This window comes from Lachnoanaerobaculum sp. OBRC5-5 (assembly GCF_000296385.1).
Lineage (GTDB): Bacteria > Bacillota > Clostridia > Lachnospirales > Lachnospiraceae > Lachnoanaerobaculum.
Window position 1 is genome coordinate 90,724 of sequence record NZ_JH815185.1, and the last position, 15,826, is coordinate 106,549.

The window sequence follows — 15,826 nt, forward strand, 5'->3', positions numbered from 1 at the left end:
AGTTAATGTATCATAAGCTTACAAAATAAATTTGAAGGAGAAATCTTATGAAAAAGACATTAACAGAAATAGTTTATATTTTGGACAGAAGCGGATCAATGAGCGGTCTTGAGGCTGATACAATCGGAGGATTCAATTCAATGATTGAAAAGCAAAAACAGACAGGAGAGAAGGCATATGTATCAACAGTATTGTTTGATGACAGAACCGAGGTTATTCATGACAGAGTGCCGATTGAAAAAGTGGATAAGATAACAAATAAAGAGTATTTTGTAAGAGGATCGACTGCACTTTTGGACGCAGTTGGTGGTGCAATCAAACATATAATCAATATTCATAAATATGCAAGAGAAGAAGACAGGCCGGATAAGACTATATTTGTTATCACAACAGATGGAATGGAAAATGCAAGCATGAATTATAACTACGAGCAGGTTAAGAAGATGATTGAAAAAGAGCAGAAAGAGTATGGCTGGGAATTTATCTTCATAGGAGCAAATATAGATGCATGTGCAGAAGCCGAGAGATTTGGAATACGTAGAGAAAGAGCCGTGAACTATATACATGATGATAGGGGTACAAAGCTTATATATGAAGGAGTATCACAGGCTATGTGCGCTGTAATGAAAGCGGATTCTCCAATGGTTATGGAAGAGAGTTTATCTAATAATAGATGGAAAAAAGAAATAGTTTTTGATTATTTGAAACGCAAGAAATAAAACATAGTAGAGGATTAAAATCATGCCAACATATACGATATTTGCCGGAGTAAACGGTGCAGGAAAGTCAACTTTATATAGTACATTACTACAGGAAAATCATGATTTCGGTGTAAGAGTAAATTCAGATGAAATCGTAATATCCAATGGTGGAGATTGGAGAAATCAATCCGATCAGGCTAAAGCAATGAAGATGGCCGTAAAGCTTATAAAAGACTGTATGAATAAAGCTGTTTCATTCAATCAGGAAACCACATTGACCGGAAGAAGTATGACAAATAATATACTGAAGGCAAAGAAGCTCGGTTACAAGATAATTATGAACTATGTAGGACTTATTAGTCCTGAGTTGGCAATTCAAAGAGTTGCCCACAGAGTCAGTATGGGTGGACATGGTATTCCGGAGGAGGATATAAAAAGAAGATATTATGTTTCATTGTCAAAATTTAAGGAATTGATGCCGCTTATAGATGAATTATATATTTATGATAATTCAAAGCATATGAAGTTGGTAGCTAAGGGGATTGCAGGATGCCGGACATTGCTTGAGAATAACTGCTTGTGGTTGAGTTCTTCGCACTTATTTGATAGATACACAAATGAATTCATGCTATAATGGAAGATGTGCGATATTGTAACATAGTGATGTTAATATATTGTACAGAAAGAAATCAAATATAAGAGAGGTATTATTTATATGAAGAAGATAGCAGGAGTTATATTAACAGGAGTTTTACTCACAGTTGTAGGATGTTCAAATAATGCAAGTATGCAGGAGACTACAGCAAAGGAAACAGCTGCAAGCAGTGTAGCTACAAGTGAAAAAGCGGGGGAAACTATGAAGGAAAGTGAGGAAGCTAAAAAAGACAGCTATACACATATTGATCAGGAAACTGCTAAGCAGATGATGGCAAATGAAGACGGACATATCATTGTCGATGTAAGAAGCAAGGATGAGTATGCAGCAGGCCATATTCCGGGTGCTATATGTATACCTAATGAGAGTATAACAAATACTCAGCCGGAAGAGCTTCCTGACCTTGATCAGGTGATACTTGTATATTGCAGAAGCGGAAACAGAAGCAGACAGGCTTCACAAAAGCTTTATGATATGGGTTATACAAATGTATATGAATTCGGTGGTATCAAAGACTGGACAGGAGAAACAGTGGCAGGTAATTAATAATAATCCAAATTAGGATAAGTATAGAGTGAAACTTGTCATATAGAACTTTAAAAGGCATTGATTAGAGGAGATATTATGAGTACAAGTACATTGATAAAGACAAACAGCGGTATTACACAGGTATCACTGGAAGCAAAGTTTTTCAGTAAAAGATGTATAAATATCAACGGTGAAATAACAGATGAGTCGGCTGTCGATTTTACCGACAAAATATTGGAGCTGAATCTTGAGTCAAACGAGCCTATTACAGTGCTTATAAACAGTATCGGAGGAGAAATAAACAGCGGTCTTTTGATGTATGATGCAATAGTAGGCTCAAAAGCGCCTGTAAGAATGATATGTAGGGGAAAAGCCTACAGCATGGGTGCGGTGCTTTTGGCATGTGCAGGAAAAAGATATATGCTTCCAAACAGTGAACTTATGCTACATCAACCGATGCTTGGCGGAAGGGTTTCAGATAATGCTTCAAGCATAAAGAGCATTTCAGACAGCATGCTTGAAACGAAAAAGAAAATAAACAGTCTACTGGCAAAACATACAGGAAAGACTGAAGAAGAGATTGATAAAGCTACTGATTTTGATCATTATTTCTCACCTGATGAAGCAATTGCATTTAATCTATGTGATGAAATAATAGAGTTCTCAAAGGTCATTGATTTTGTAAAAGAAGCGGAGCGGTAATGAGAGATAAAAAAGGTAAGCAGATACAATCCAAAATTGACAGGGTGATTTTAGGCGAAGGCGAAGATTGTATATTTTCTACAGACAGTAATATAACCGGTATAAACAATAATATCTTGGTAGTCGGAGGCTCAGGTTCAGGTAAAACCCTTTCCATAACGGAAGCATTTCTTTTGGAATCATATAACAGAAATATTATTACTTCTGTAACAAAGAGAAGAATTGTGAATAAATATTTTTCATTATTGGAAGAAAGAGATTATAAGGTCTGGGATCTTGACTTTGTACATCCTGAAAATGGAAATATAGCTTATGATCCGCTTGATTTCATCAAAAGTTATCAGGATATAGTTTTTGTAGCCAAGAGCATTGTCACAGCAAATAAGAAAAGAGAAAACAGCAATGCGGATCCGTTCTGGGATGAGGCGGCTACTTCACTTTTTGCGGCATTTATATCCTATGTACTGATGAAAAAAGATAATCCGAGCTTTATAGATGTCCTTGAGATGCTTGATAAGCTTAGCTTTGAAGATGATACAAGCGAGATAAAGACTAATTATGATTACGATTTTTTAGAGCTTGAAATGACAAACACTTTTAACTTTGCTACGGTTAACTGGAAATCTTTTAGGAGATTGCCTATAAAAACCGCAAGTTGTGTTTTCGGTACATTAAATACGGCCATTGGATATGTCTTTACACCTGAGCTTAGAAGAATGTTCAAGATGGAAAATAAGATAAGCTTTGAGAAGCTGGCAATGGAAAAGAGAGCATTGTTTGTGACTACAAGTCCCGTAAATCCAAGCTTAAACAGTTTTATAAATATGTTTTATGCACATATATTTAAAGAACTGTTTGAAATTGGAGAAAGACAGGCTGAAGGCGTATTGCCAAGACCTATACATTTTCTGGCGGACGACTTTGCAACCGGATGTCCGGTACCTTTATTTGACCAGTATATTTCAATATTCAGGGAAAAGGGTATCTCGGTGACACTTTTGATACAGTCGGAGTCACAATTGTCATCACTTTATGGAAATGACAGTGCTACAACCATTATTAACAACTGTGATACATATGTCTATATGGGTTCAAATGATTTGGATACTGCAAGAAATATCGGAATGAGAGCCGGAATAATGACGGAGGATTGCCTGAATATGAAACTTGGAAATCAGATTATATTCAGAAGAGGCTCAAAACCTAAGTTTTCAAAAAGATATAATATCACGGAAAACGAACTGTATAAGAAGCTTACAAATAATATGAAAGAGCCGAAGGTATTTGAAGGATTTACCCAAGAAAGAAGCTTATTTATAGAAGAACTTAAAAACAGTGTAAAGCTATATGAAACAGATTTATATGAAGACGATTCATATGAAACAGACGAGTTTGAACCGAAGTCATATAAAATAAAGCTCGACCCTGAAATGGTAAAACTACATGAGGGAAGGAAAAATGGAACGAATGAAAATTTTGATGACTCTTTTGAAGACTCTTTTGAAGATAATGATGAATTCTTTGAAGACGACTATGACTTTTTCGACATTTTCTAGGTATTAGAGACAAAATTTAAAATACAGGGTGAACAGGGAGAGTATTGATGAAAATAGGTGGTGATTTGATGAGAAAGATTTGTGTTACAAGAGGTATGGAGTTTATATATGAATATTAAGAAAACCGGATATTTGCTTATTTTTATATGTGCCGCCATTCTTAGTATATACAGTTTTTCTTTATTGGCTGAAAAGACTTATATATTATTTGATATCGGAGAGATGGAAACAAAAATGCTTTATTTTGAACATATACTGCTATTTGTTATATTTTATCTGATATTAAGATTGGTAAAAAACAATTATATAAGACTTATAGATATAGGATTTTTTAGTCTGATATATATGATTTTACATCAGGCCGCCACCGCTTTTATAGTAGATTGTATCTTCCTATTGGTGCTCATTTGGCTTGGTGAAATAGTGCTTGTAAAGGTGAGAAAAAGCTGTGTGGAAGATGGCATTATAGCCCGTTATTTAAACAGCTTTAGCACAGGAAGTCTTACATATATTATTTTCATATGTGTACTTTCAGCACTTCATCTTGCCTCAAAAAAAGGAGTAAGATACTTTACTCTGGGACTTGCAATACTTGTTGTAGTCACTTATATTTTGATGAGATTTTTCAAAATAATAGTACCGTTAGTAAAGAATAATACAGAAAAAAAGAAAGATTTTGAAAATAAAAATTTTTTCTGCATAGGTTCCGCAATATCACTTTCAGCAATACTGTTGCAAATTGGAAGAATCAATATTACTTTGGACTATGATTCTTTAAGGTACGGACTTAGAAGTTTGTCTGTACTTATCGGAAATACCGGAATATATGACAATCTGGGAACCGTAAACGATGTATATGTTTACCCGAAGGGACTTGAGATACTTACACTTGCACTTAATACAAAGAAAAGCTTCGGATTTGTACTGAGTTTTTCTTACATATGTGCAATAATGGTACTTTTTACGGTATTTGAGATAGTAAAAGTCTGCAGTGAAAAAAGAGATGATAAGTCATGGCTTGCAGTAGTACTGGTATCCGTGACACCTGCAATTATGAATATGGGATTATCTGCAAAGACTGATATGATCACATTATTAATGCAGCTGATATCAATACTGAATATGTGCCTGTATGTGAAAAAAAGACATAGTTACTATATTACATTTGCATTGATAGCCCTGCTTGCAAGTATTATATATAAGCCTACGAGTCTATTGTTCAGCTTCGGTATAGGCATTGCAAATATTATTTATCTTGTTACAGACCTTATAAAGAATAAAAATAAAATCAAAAATTTATTCGGATTTGCCTACCTGTCAGTCCTTCCGATTGCGGCAATTGTACTTGTATATGCAAGAACATATATACTTACCGGTCATATTATTACTTCGGTATATTCTTCTGTATGGTATAAGCTTGGAATAGAGACAAAATATCCTTATACTATCGGAGATTATAGAAGTGCAGGCATGAATATGTCATCAGGTGAGAGTGTAGATATATTTTACAGATTATTCCAGCTTTTTATATCACCGACAAATGAGACGCATATTTATATAGCTTCACCTACCGTACTGATAACTGTATTATTTATAATCCTGGCTGTATTTACTGTAAGATACTGCATTAAGAATAAGAGTAATAGAGATATATTCACATATATAATGATTATTCTCGGAGTAGATGCTGCGGTCAGTCTGTTTAGCTTATTTATATTAAATCAGGTAGACGGTAATTATTTCATATTGTTGTTTGCTTTGGTTATCATTACGGTTTGTTTTCTTGTTGAAGAAACAGGGGTTAAGAGTCTATTCTATTCATTGATACCATGTATAGCATTTTCACTTCTTATAACGGGGGTTACAAACTGGGCAGGTATCAGAGGACTTACCGAAAGTCCGAAGTATATAAGAGAACTTGGAATATATAATCATCATGACAGATATATCGACAAAGAAGTGTTGGGAAATACAGACAGCAACTTTGTAGATGTATATATTGATTTGATGAAATTGGGCAATCCGAGAACACTATTATTGTCAGAGGACAACTTACTTAAAATATTGAGTGCGGATATAAGGACTTATACAGATATTACAGGAAGCGGAGGTAATTCCGCCGTTGTAAGAACACTTGATAATTTTAAGGATTATCTGCATTATGCGGATATAAAATATATCTGTGTTGAAGATGAGTATCTGGAAGGCAGGGAAAGAGCGGCGGATGTTGTAAGATACCTATTGGAGGATGGAAGTACCGAAGTTTATAAAGACTATGGAGATGTAATACTTTATAAAGTGATGATAAATTAAAAAAATGTGCAAGTTTTTGGGGCTTGCACACTTTTTTTACCAAATACCAAGTATATGCTGCATTAGAAGGCTTACTGCGGTGATACCTATCCAACATATTCCGCCAAGAATAATAGGTTTACCGCCAGATTTGATAAGCTTTATCAAATTGCTGTTAAGTCCGATTGCAGCCATTGCCATAATGATACAGAACTTGCTGAAATCCTTTAAAGGAGCAAATGAATGTGAAGGTACACCTGCACTTAAAGCAACGGTAGTGATAACGGATGCAATAATAAAAAATATGATAAACATCGGAAATGATCTTTTAAGGCTGAAACCGTTATTATTATCATTTGACTTCCTTGCATTGATTATTGCAAGCACCAAAGTAATGGGAATGATTGCAAGCGTTCTGGTAAGCTTTACCGTAACCGCCTTATCAAGAGTCTGAGTGCCGAGCTTCCACATACTGTCCCAAGTGGAAGCGGCAGCGGTAACGGATGAAGTGTCATTTATCGCAGTGCCTGAGAATATGCCGAAAGCCTCTCCGCTCAGAGTATCAAATCCCATCATCTTGCCGAAAACAGGAAAGAGCAGTGCAGCCAGTACATTGAAAAAGAAGATAACCGATATAGCCTGTGCCACCTCGTCATCATCTGCATTTATTACAGGTGCGGTAGCCGCTATGGCGGAACCACCACATATGGAAGAACCCACGCCCACAAGAGTTGAGATATTGCCGGGGATATTCATCAGCTTATGTAAAATAAAGGCAATTATAAGTGCGGTGGATATCGTGCATATGATTATAGGGAGCGACTGCCTGCCGGTTTGAAGCACAACACTTAGGTTAAGGCCGAATCCCAGAAAAACCACAGCCGCCTGCAAAACATATTTTGAAGTGAACTTTATTCCGGCACCTGCCCTGCCCTTCTCATTCCAAAAAAGTGTAATAATCATACCTGCAATAATCGCAATAACCGGACCTCCGATTATAGGAAATCTCTTCCCCAAAAACCACGCCGGCAGAGCGATGAGAAAGCATATAAGCATACCGAATAAGTTTTTTGATAAGAAAGATTTTATTGAATTCATCTTAATGTCCTTTCTGAATTTTATATTATGATTATAGTACAATGAGGGGAGATGTGGGGAGAAAATTTTGTGCTGAAATTTTTTTCAAGAAATGTATTGCAAAAACAATATTTTGAAATTTAAAATTTTTAAAGATTAAAGGAGCTATTATGTTTAAAGTTTTACTACAGATTAATGAAGAACAGGTAAAAAAAGATAAAGAGTTTGATTTAAATGATATCTATAAAGAGATAGATGCTCTTTATCGTAAAGCCGGATGTTATCTTCTTGAAAATGATGGAAATAAGTATATCTATACTATTGATAATATAGAGGAAGCGCCGGCAAGACTTGGTGTACCGAGTCTTGATATAAGGAAATTGCCTTGGTTTAAATATATGGATAAATTTTTTCTTGTACATAATGAATACTCTAAAGATGAATGGGTATATGAAGATATGATACCTGACTGGGAAGAACAGCTTGAAGACGAAGAAGATGATGAAGAAAGCTAGAAAAATGTCCGGAGTGGGATATAACAATAGATAATATATTTAGTGCTTTTATTAAGTTTCAGAAGGCCTATATGTATTTTTGCAAAGAAAAAGGAGAATGAATGTATAAAGTATTATTACAACTTGATGAAGATAGTATAAAACAAGATAAGAACTATAATATAAAAGATATTTATACTGAAATAGATAATCTATATAAAAAAGCCGGATGTTATCTTCTAAATAAAACTAATGATAAATATATCTATACCATTGATAATTTTGAAGAAGCTCCGGCAAGATTGGGTGCTCCCAGTTTAAAAATACGAAGAGCATCTTGGTTTAAGTATATGAAAGAATTTTGGCTTATACATAAATCATCTTATAACTCCAACATGCTAATATATGAAGATATGATAAATATCGATGAATATAAAGAGGTGCCTGTAAAGGATGAAAACTACTAATAGGCAGGTGTAAGCGAATTGTATATAGGTGTCTTTGTCGTCAGATAAGGCACCTTTTTCTTGTAAGTAAATATAATTCGTGTATTTGTAATAAACTTATAGAGAATATCATACTCAGTAAAAATCATAAGGTTATTAAAAACCTTAAAACTAGGATTGACTTTCGTATTTTTCAGGTTTATTATAACCTTATAAAATAAAGGTTATTAAAAACCTAGAAGGAGTGGCATGAATATATCATATCTTAAGAGATTGGAAAAGATTGATACTTCAGATATTTCAGATGCTATAAGCAGTGAGCTTCGTAAAATATCAGGTGATAATAAATCAAGATATTCAACAGTATTAGCATATTTATTGTACAGGGTAGCTAAGGACAAAATTAAAGACCTTGACAGTATTGAATTGTTTGAGAATATTTGTGATGTAGATGACAGTATAAAAAGTGAGTTGATTTATTATTTTCCTGAGATATCGCCTGTATTAAATAGATTAAAAGGATATGGATTTGATGCGAAGAATCTCCTTGCATATCTGTTATTTAATAATGACTTGGAAGACGTTTTCCAAGAGGCATCTACTCCAAGAGGAATATTAAAGCTTGCAGCTAAGATATTGGATGTGCAGGAAAATGATAGTGTATTGGAGCTTTGTTCAGGCAAGGGTAATTTTTTTGTTGAGCTTGCATTGTTAAGAGAGAATCTAAAATATACCGGTGTAGAGCTTAATATGGTGTTTAACTTTATTGCAAATATAAGGGCATCACTATTGGACAGGTATATATCTTTAGTTTTAAATGATGCTATGCTATACAAAGCGGAAAAGAAGGTAGATAAGCTTTTTGCAAATTATCCTTTTATGATCTCTATTCCTGATATTGAAGATATTGTAAAAGATTTTGTGGATTTTCCGGATAATATAAAGAGAGTTTCTTCAGACTGGATATTTAACTTGAAATTGGTTGAGCAGATGAAATTGAATGGAAGGGCTGTAGCCATTATGACAAATGGAACAACATGGAATTCTACAGATAGAAAAATAAGGGAATACTTTGTTGAAAACGGTCTTATAGAAGCAACGGTTTTATTGCCTGCAAAACTACTACCCGGAACGTCTATTGCAACAACTCTTGTGATTTTCAGTCATGGAAACACTAATATTAAGATGATTGATGCAGGTGAGAATTTTACAAAAGATGGAAGAAGAACTATATTATCGGACAATGACATATCAGATATTATGGAATTATTACAAAAGAACAGTAATAAATCTATAACAATAAGCATAAATGAGATTGCAGAAAATGATTATATTATTAATGCAAGTAGATATCTGGAGAAAGCGCCGGAGATTAAAGACGGAGTGGAGCTTTCGAGTATTGTAAAGAGTATAACAAGGGGAGCACAGGTAAAAGCATCATATTTAGATGAAAATAGAGCAAGCGAACCCACATCTTATAGATATATAATGATTTCAAACATTAGTGATGGAGATATTTTCTTTACGGATAATCAGTACTTAAAGGATATACAGGCTAATATAAAAAAGTTTTGTATAAGAAATAATTCAATCGTTTTAACAAAGACAGGATCACCGGACTTTAAATCAGCGGTTGTAAAGGTAGCAGAAGGTACGGAAATATTGGCAACCGGAAATATGTTTATTCTTGAAATAGATGAGATAAAAGCTAATCCATATTATTTGCAAGCACTTTTTGACAGTGAGCTTGGGAGAGCTTTATTTAAAAGTATATATGTAGGTAGCGTAATCCCAACAATTTCTTTAGAAAAGTTGAGAAAACTTGAAATTCCTTTGCCTTCATTTGAGGAACAGAATATAATAGGGGAGAAATACAAAGAGGAACTTGAGAGGATAGCGGACTTAAAAGAAAAGCTTTCAACTTCAAGAGAAAAACTGAAGCGAATTTACAATATAAAAAATAATATGGAATAAAATAAATATTATTTTTAACGAAAGTGGAAAGGGAGATTATGACAGGCGAATTAAAAAATAAGATTGATGGATTATGGGAGATATTCTGGACAGGAGGTATTACAAATCCTCTTGAAGTTGTGGAGCAGATGACATATCTGATGTTCATCAGAGATATTGACAGTGCAGATAATATAAGAGCAAAAGAAGCAGCAATGCTTGGTTTACCGTTTAAGAGTATCTTTGATGGTGAGGTAGTGATAGGAGATAGAAAAGTAGAGGGTGAACAACTTAAATGGTCTGTTTTTCATGATTTTCCTGCACAAAGAATGTACAGCATAATGCAAGAATGGGTATTTCCTTTTATAAAAAATCTTCATGGTGATAAAAATAGTGCATACAGTAAGTATATGGGAGATGCAATATTTAAAGTAAGTACACCTTTGATGCTTTCAAAGATAGTAGATGCTATGGATGAGATATATGCCATGATGGATAAGATACAGAGCACGGATGTAAGAGGAGATGTATATGAGTACCTGCTTTCTAAAATTGCACAGTCAGGTGTAAACGGTCAGTTTAGAACACCAAGGCATATCATAAGGATGATGGTAGAAATGATGGATCCGCAGCCAAATGAGACTATATGTGATCCCGCATGCGGTACATCAGGATTTCTTGTAATCAGTGGTGAGTACTTAAAGGAAAAATATAAAAAAGAAGTACTTATGGATAAAAAGAATAAAGAACATTTCATGAATAACATGTTCTACGGATTTGATATGGATAGAACCATGCTTCGTATAGGTGCTATGAATATGATGACTCATGGTATAGAAAATCCTTGTATAGAATACAGAGATAGTTTATCCGATCAAAACCCCGATAAGGATATGTACTCTTTGATACTTGCAAATCCACCATTTAAGGGTAGCCTTGATTCTGACATAGTATCTACAGATATTCTAAAAATATGTAAGACTAAAAAAACAGAACTGTTATTCCTTGCACTCTTTACAAGAATGCTAAAGATAGGTGGAAGATGTGCCTGTATAGTACCTGATGGTGTGCTTTTTGGTTCTTCCAATGCTCATAAGGCTATAAGAAAAGAATTGATAGAAAATCAAAAGCTGGAAGCAGTAATATCCATGCCGTCCGGAGTCTTTAAACCATACGCGGGAGTGTCTACAGGTATACTTATCTTTACAAAGACCAATCATGGTGGAACTGATAATGTATGGTTCTATGATATGACAGCAGACGGTAAGAGTTTGGATGATAAGAGAACACCGATAGCAGAAAATGACATACCGGATATCATAGACCGCTTTAAGAATCTTGATGGAGAAAAGGATAGAAAACGTACAGATAAGTCATTTATGGTACCTAAGAGTGAAATCATAGAAAAAGATTATGACTTATCCATCAATAAATACAAGGAGGTGGAGTATGTTCCCGTAGAATATCCACCAACATCAGAGATTTTGGATGAAATAGAGAAGCTGAATGAGCAGATAATGGAAGAAACCAGAGTGTTGAGAGAATTATTGAAAGGGATCTCAAATTGAGATTTGTGTGGGATAGTTTAGATGCAGAAATTGTGGGAATATAAAAAGCTTGGTGACGTATGTACTGTAGAACGAGGGGGGTCTCCAAGGCCAATTGACAAGTTTATTACGAATGACGAAAATGGTATAAACTGGATTAAGATTGGGGATACTTCAGATTCAATGTACATAACCTCAACAGCTCAAAAAATTAAGAAAGAAGGAATGAAGAAATCAAGGTACGTTAAGCCTGGAGATTTTTTATTATCAAATTCTATGAGTTTTGGACGCCCATATATATTAAAAATAGATGGGTGTATTCATGATGGATGGCTTGTATTAAGAGATGAGAAAAAGGTGTTTGATAAACGATTCCTTTACTACTATTTAAGCTCCAAAAGTACGTATAAAAAGTTTGAAGCTATGGCTGTTGGTGGAGTAGTAAACAATCTAAATAGTGAGATGATAAGAAATACATATGTGCCAATACCTAACAAAGATGTGCAGTTAAAAATTGCAAATCAGTTTGATATGGTAAGAAGTATATTAGAGAGTAGAAAAAAAGAATCATTATTATTAGAAAATCTTGTCAGAGCCCGATTTGTTGAAATCTTTGGAGATCCAATTATCAATGAAAAAGACTGGGATGTTATTAAGTTGAATAATGCATGTGATGGAATTGGTGATGGACTTCATGGAACACCTAAGTATGATGAATATGGTGTATATCCATTTATAAATGGTAATAATCTTAAGGCTGGTGTTATAGAGGTAACACCTATAACAAAGATGGTAAACAAAGAAACATATAAGAAGCATTGTAGTACAATGAATTATAATACAATTTTGTTATCGATAAATGGAACTCTTGGTAAGTTAGCGTTATATAATGGTGAAGAAGTTATGTTAGGAAAAAGTGTTTGCTACTGTAATTTAAAATCTGAAGTAAATAGAGAATTTGTATATGGAGTTATGAATACAGATGCATTTAAAATCTTTTTAGAAAGTAATGCAACTGCAAGTACAATTAAGAACGTTGGTCTTAAAGCAATTAGAGGATTTAAGCTGATATTACCACCTAAAGAACTTCAAATTAAGTATGTAGATTTTGTTAAACAAGTCAACAAATCAAAAGTTGAAGTTCAAAAAGCATTGGACAAAGCTCAGTTACTATTTGATAGTCTTATGCAAAAGTACTTTGGGTAGGTGACAAATAGTAAAAACAGAACAAATGTATGCAAACGTTTTGTTATTGAATAATTAAATCAGTACATATAATAAGAAATTGGATGGCGTAGGATGATGGTATACAAAGGAGAATATCATCATGGAAGACAAAATTGTAATAATACTAAACGAAATGTCAGAGTACTTATCTATTTCGCAGATGAAAAAGCTTCAGGAGGTAATCTTGAAGGCTTTTTCTGATTGTGAGGCTACTAAGCAGGATATTTCGAATGAAGATTTCTTGAAACTGTTCTTAGATGCAAAGAAAGTGGAGGGATGTTCTGAAAGGACGATACAGTATTATAAAGTAACAATAGAACATTTACTAAAAAACAAGGATACACCGGTAAGAAGAGTAACCACCGAAGAGATGAGAGAATATCTTTCTGATTATCAAAAGATAAATAATTGCAGTAATACTACTATCGACAATATAAGGCGAAATATTTCGAGTTTCTTTTCATGGCTTGAAGAGGAAGATTATATTCTGAAAAGTCCTATGAAGCGTATTCATAAAATAAGAACTAAGACAGTGGTAAAGAGCGTTATTTCTGATGAGAGTATAGAAAGACTTAGAGATAATTGCTCATCAAAAAGAGACAAGGCTATAATAGACTTGCTGTATTCTACCGGTATAAGAGTGGGTGAACTTGTAAATTTAAATATCAGTGATATAGACTTGGAAGGTCGTGAATGTGTTGTATATGGTAAGGGAAATAAAGAGAGAAAAGTATACTTTGATGCTAAAGCAAAGGTACACCTCATTGATTACATTGAAAGTAGGGATGATGACAATGAGGCTCTTTTTGTTACATTGGATGCACCGCATGATCGATTGAAAATAAGTGGAGTAGAAATTCGATTAAGACAACTTGGTAGAAAGCTAAATCTTGAAAAAATCCACCCGCATAAATTTCGTAGAAGTATGGCAACTAGAGCCATAGATAAGGGAATGCCAATAGAGCAAGTGCAAAAGATACTTGGTCACTCTCAAATTGATACTACAATGCAATATGCTATGGTAAACCAAAATAATGTAAAGAATTCCCATCAAAGATATATTGCTTGAAATTTTGCAACTTGAGATTTGCAGGGATAGTAGATGAGAGTGAAATTGGAAGAAGTCTGTAAGAGAATCTATGCGGGCGGAGATGTACCTAAAGATAGGTATTCAGAAGAAAAAACAGAAGATTATAAAGTCCCTATCTTTGCAAATGCCGAAAAAGATGAAGGTTTGTACGGATATACAGATGAAGCAAGAGAAAAAGAACTAAGTATTACCGTTGCAGCGAGGGGGACTATAGGATATACAGTAATTAGAAGAGAACCATTTTTACCAGTTATTAGGCTTATAACTGTTGTTCCTGATTTGAAGAAAGTATCAGAAAGATATTTGTTCTATGCGTTGAAGATGTGTAAACCACAGTCTAGTGGTACATCTATTCCGCAACTTACAGTTCCTGATATAAAGAAGAATACTCTTAATTTGTTAGAAATTGCTGAACAGGAGTCTATCGCAAATATATTAGATAAATTAAATGGAATTATAAAATTGAGAACAGAAGTGATTTCTAAATTGGATGAACTTATCAAAGCCCGATTTTTCGAGCTCTTTGGTGATTTGGTAGAGGGTGATAAGATTAAAGAAAATAGGCGAAAAATTGGCGATATTGCTTCTGTAACTAAATTGGCAGGCTTTGAGTTTACTAAGTATATAAAATATAAAGATGTAGGTTCAATTGGTGATGTTATAATGCTGAGAGGATTGAATTGTAAAAGAGGAAAACTTATTCTAGATGATATAAAATGGATTGAAAGAGAAACTTCTGACCTTTTACCTAGATCAAAGTTGTATATTGGAGATATTCTTATAACATATGCAGGTACAATTGGTGATGTTGCTTTAGTTGATGAGGATAATAAATATCATCTGGCACCTAATGTTGGGAAAATAACTATAATAGATAAGTTAAGTTACGATCCTGTTTTTTTAGTACATCTTCTGATGTACTCTAATAAATATATAATGTCATTTGCATCTAAAGTGGCACAGGCCTCAATAAATATGCAGAAGATTAGGAACTTTGAATACTATTTTCCAAGCTTTGAGAAACAAAAATATTTTTCTACCTTTGTCGAACAAGTCAACAAATCAAAAGTTGTTTTACAACTAAACACATTTATAATACAATAATAATGAGTTCAATTATAAATATAATTAATCACTAAACCTATTGTCTTGTTTTGCAAAGTATAAATAATCTAGAACATAAAATAAAGAGATTGTAGTAATGGGTGAAACAGTAGTTAAAAACAAAATTTATAATGAAATCAAAAAGTTATGCTTGATTTTGAGTTTATTAAAATATATAGAAACTCTACAAAAAGATTTAATGAGCAAGTAAAAAAAACTAAAAAATTTGATTATAATTTTATTTTCAACTATCAAAGTATGAATGGGAAAATTTGCGATCGAAAAATCTACTCTCAAAATCAGGTGTTGGCTAAGGTGGGAGGATATACCTTTTGTTTGCATTTACATAGAAGGTTATTTATATGTTAATGAAAGAATTAAAGGGTGAAAATATAATAAAATTATGGTATTGTATAAAATATAGCAAATATGTTTGAGGGAGGGGCATGATTTA

Annotated in this window: 15 protein-coding genes; 14 read left to right on the forward strand and 1 reads right to left on the reverse strand. The window is 33.7% G+C overall.

Annotated elements, in window-relative coordinates:
• Positions 1-47 precede the first annotated feature (47 nt).
• The 6 genes from HMPREF1135_RS00470 to HMPREF1135_RS00495 all read left to right on the forward strand — a co-directional run bounded on the left by HMPREF1135_RS00470 (position 48) and on the right by HMPREF1135_RS00495 (position 6,455).
• Positions 48-719, forward strand: a complete 672-nt coding sequence (locus tag HMPREF1135_RS00470) for a vWA domain-containing protein (protein ID WP_007590838.1) — start codon at positions 48-50, stop codon at positions 717-719.
• Between the two features lie 22 nt (positions 720-741).
• Complete coding sequence (locus HMPREF1135_RS00475) at positions 742-1,335, forward strand: AAA family ATPase (protein WP_007590839.1); 594 nt, start codon at positions 742-744, stop codon at positions 1,333-1,335.
• Positions 1,336-1,416: 81 nt separating this feature from the next.
• The gene (locus HMPREF1135_RS00480; protein WP_007590840.1) at positions 1,417-1,902 is read left to right on the forward strand and encodes a rhodanese-like domain-containing protein; all 486 of its coding nucleotides are present in this window, start codon (positions 1,417-1,419) and stop codon (positions 1,900-1,902) included.
• A gap of 78 nt (positions 1,903-1,980) precedes the next feature.
• Positions 1,981-2,586, forward strand: coding sequence for a ClpP family protease (locus HMPREF1135_RS00485; RefSeq protein ID WP_007590841.1), 606 nt, complete (start codon positions 1,981-1,983; stop codon positions 2,584-2,586).
• Complete coding sequence (locus HMPREF1135_RS00490) at positions 2,586-4,142, forward strand: type IV secretory system conjugative DNA transfer family protein (protein WP_007590842.1); 1,557 nt, start codon at positions 2,586-2,588, stop codon at positions 4,140-4,142. The genes HMPREF1135_RS00485 and HMPREF1135_RS00490 overlap by 1 nt, the downstream gene beginning before the upstream one ends.
• A 108-nt stretch (positions 4,143-4,250) precedes the next feature.
• Complete coding sequence (locus HMPREF1135_RS00495; RefSeq protein WP_007590843.1) at positions 4,251-6,455, forward strand: hypothetical protein; 2,205 nt, start codon at positions 4,251-4,253, stop codon at positions 6,453-6,455.
• Positions 6,456-6,491: 36 nt separating this feature from the next.
• Here HMPREF1135_RS00495 and HMPREF1135_RS00500 read toward each other — a convergent pair whose 3' ends face one another.
• Complete coding sequence (locus HMPREF1135_RS00500) at positions 6,492-7,532, reverse strand: YeiH family protein (protein ID WP_007590845.1); 1,041 nt, start codon at positions 7,530-7,532, stop codon at positions 6,492-6,494.
• A 149-nt stretch (positions 7,533-7,681) separates the two neighbouring features.
• Between HMPREF1135_RS00500 and HMPREF1135_RS00505 the strand changes: the two genes are divergently transcribed.
• The 8 genes from HMPREF1135_RS00505 (at position 7,682) to HMPREF1135_RS14280 (ending at position 15,741) form a co-directional block, all read left to right on the forward strand.
• Complete coding sequence (locus tag HMPREF1135_RS00505; protein WP_007590847.1) at positions 7,682-8,026, forward strand: hypothetical protein; 345 nt, start codon at positions 7,682-7,684, stop codon at positions 8,024-8,026.
• 101 nt (positions 8,027-8,127) lie between these two features.
• Positions 8,128-8,472 carry a hypothetical protein gene (locus HMPREF1135_RS00510; RefSeq protein WP_007590848.1) on the forward strand — a complete coding sequence of 115 codons (345 nt, stop codon included), beginning with the start codon at positions 8,128-8,130 and terminating at the stop codon, positions 8,470-8,472.
• Between the two features lie 228 nt (positions 8,473-8,700).
• Positions 8,701-10,425 carry an N-6 DNA methylase gene (locus tag HMPREF1135_RS00515; RefSeq protein ID WP_007590850.1) on the forward strand — a complete coding sequence of 575 codons (1,725 nt, stop codon included), beginning with the start codon at positions 8,701-8,703 and terminating at the stop codon, positions 10,423-10,425.
• A 38-nt stretch (positions 10,426-10,463) separates the two neighbouring features.
• On the forward strand, positions 10,464-11,972 hold the full coding sequence (locus HMPREF1135_RS00520) for a class I SAM-dependent DNA methyltransferase (protein ID WP_007590851.1): 1,509 nt from the start codon (positions 10,464-10,466) through the stop codon (positions 11,970-11,972).
• A 21-nt stretch (positions 11,973-11,993) separates the two neighbouring features.
• Positions 11,994-13,157, forward strand: a complete 1,164-nt coding sequence (locus HMPREF1135_RS13620; protein WP_007590852.1) for a restriction endonuclease subunit S — start codon at positions 11,994-11,996, stop codon at positions 13,155-13,157.
• Positions 13,158-13,278: 121 nt separating this feature from the next.
• Positions 13,279-14,247, forward strand: a complete 969-nt coding sequence (gene xerA, locus HMPREF1135_RS00530; protein ID WP_007590853.1) for a site-specific tyrosine recombinase/integron integrase — start codon at positions 13,279-13,281, stop codon at positions 14,245-14,247.
• Between the two features lie 33 nt (positions 14,248-14,280).
• Positions 14,281-15,372 carry a restriction endonuclease subunit S gene (locus HMPREF1135_RS00535; protein WP_007590854.1) on the forward strand — a complete coding sequence of 364 codons (1,092 nt, stop codon included), beginning with the start codon at positions 14,281-14,283 and terminating at the stop codon, positions 15,370-15,372.
• Positions 15,373-15,519: 147 nt separating this feature from the next.
• On the forward strand, positions 15,520-15,741 hold the full coding sequence (locus HMPREF1135_RS14280; protein WP_304411941.1) for a hypothetical protein: 222 nt from the start codon (positions 15,520-15,522) through the stop codon (positions 15,739-15,741).
• Positions 15,742-15,826: the final 85 nt, after the last annotated feature.

Excerpts from the sequence above, each read along its gene's own strand:
- HMPREF1135_RS00470 (WP_007590838.1), top strand. The coding sequence starts at position 48 with ATGAAAAAGACATTAACAGAAATAGTTTATATTTTGGACAGAAGCGGA.
- HMPREF1135_RS00475 (WP_007590839.1), top strand. The coding sequence starts at position 742 with ATGCCAACATATACGATATTTGCCGGAGTAAACGGTGCAGGAAAGTCA.
- HMPREF1135_RS00480 (WP_007590840.1), top strand. The coding sequence starts at position 1,417 with ATGAAGAAGATAGCAGGAGTTATATTAACAGGAGTTTTACTCACAGTT.
- HMPREF1135_RS00485 (WP_007590841.1), top strand. The coding sequence starts at position 1,981 with ATGAGTACAAGTACATTGATAAAGACAAACAGCGGTATTACACAGGTA.
- HMPREF1135_RS00490 (WP_007590842.1), top strand. The coding sequence starts at position 2,586 with ATGAGAGATAAAAAAGGTAAGCAGATACAATCCAAAATTGACAGGGTG.
- HMPREF1135_RS00495 (WP_007590843.1), top strand. The coding sequence starts at position 4,251 with ATGAATATTAAGAAAACCGGATATTTGCTTATTTTTATATGTGCCGCC.
- HMPREF1135_RS00500 (WP_007590845.1), bottom strand. The coding sequence starts at position 7,532 with ATGAATTCAATAAAATCTTTCTTATCAAAAAACTTATTCGGTATGCTT.
- HMPREF1135_RS00505 (WP_007590847.1), top strand. The coding sequence starts at position 7,682 with ATGTTTAAAGTTTTACTACAGATTAATGAAGAACAGGTAAAAAAAGAT.
- HMPREF1135_RS00510 (WP_007590848.1), top strand. The coding sequence starts at position 8,128 with ATGTATAAAGTATTATTACAACTTGATGAAGATAGTATAAAACAAGAT.
- HMPREF1135_RS00515 (WP_007590850.1), top strand. The coding sequence starts at position 8,701 with ATGAATATATCATATCTTAAGAGATTGGAAAAGATTGATACTTCAGAT.
- HMPREF1135_RS00520 (WP_007590851.1), top strand. The coding sequence starts at position 10,464 with ATGACAGGCGAATTAAAAAATAAGATTGATGGATTATGGGAGATATTC.
- HMPREF1135_RS13620 (WP_007590852.1), top strand. The coding sequence starts at position 11,994 with ATGCAGAAATTGTGGGAATATAAAAAGCTTGGTGACGTATGTACTGTA.
- xerA (WP_007590853.1), top strand. The coding sequence starts at position 13,279 with ATGGAAGACAAAATTGTAATAATACTAAACGAAATGTCAGAGTACTTA.
- HMPREF1135_RS00535 (WP_007590854.1), top strand. The coding sequence starts at position 14,281 with ATGAGAGTGAAATTGGAAGAAGTCTGTAAGAGAATCTATGCGGGCGGA.
- HMPREF1135_RS14280 (WP_304411941.1), top strand. The coding sequence starts at position 15,520 with ATGCTTGATTTTGAGTTTATTAAAATATATAGAAACTCTACAAAAAGA.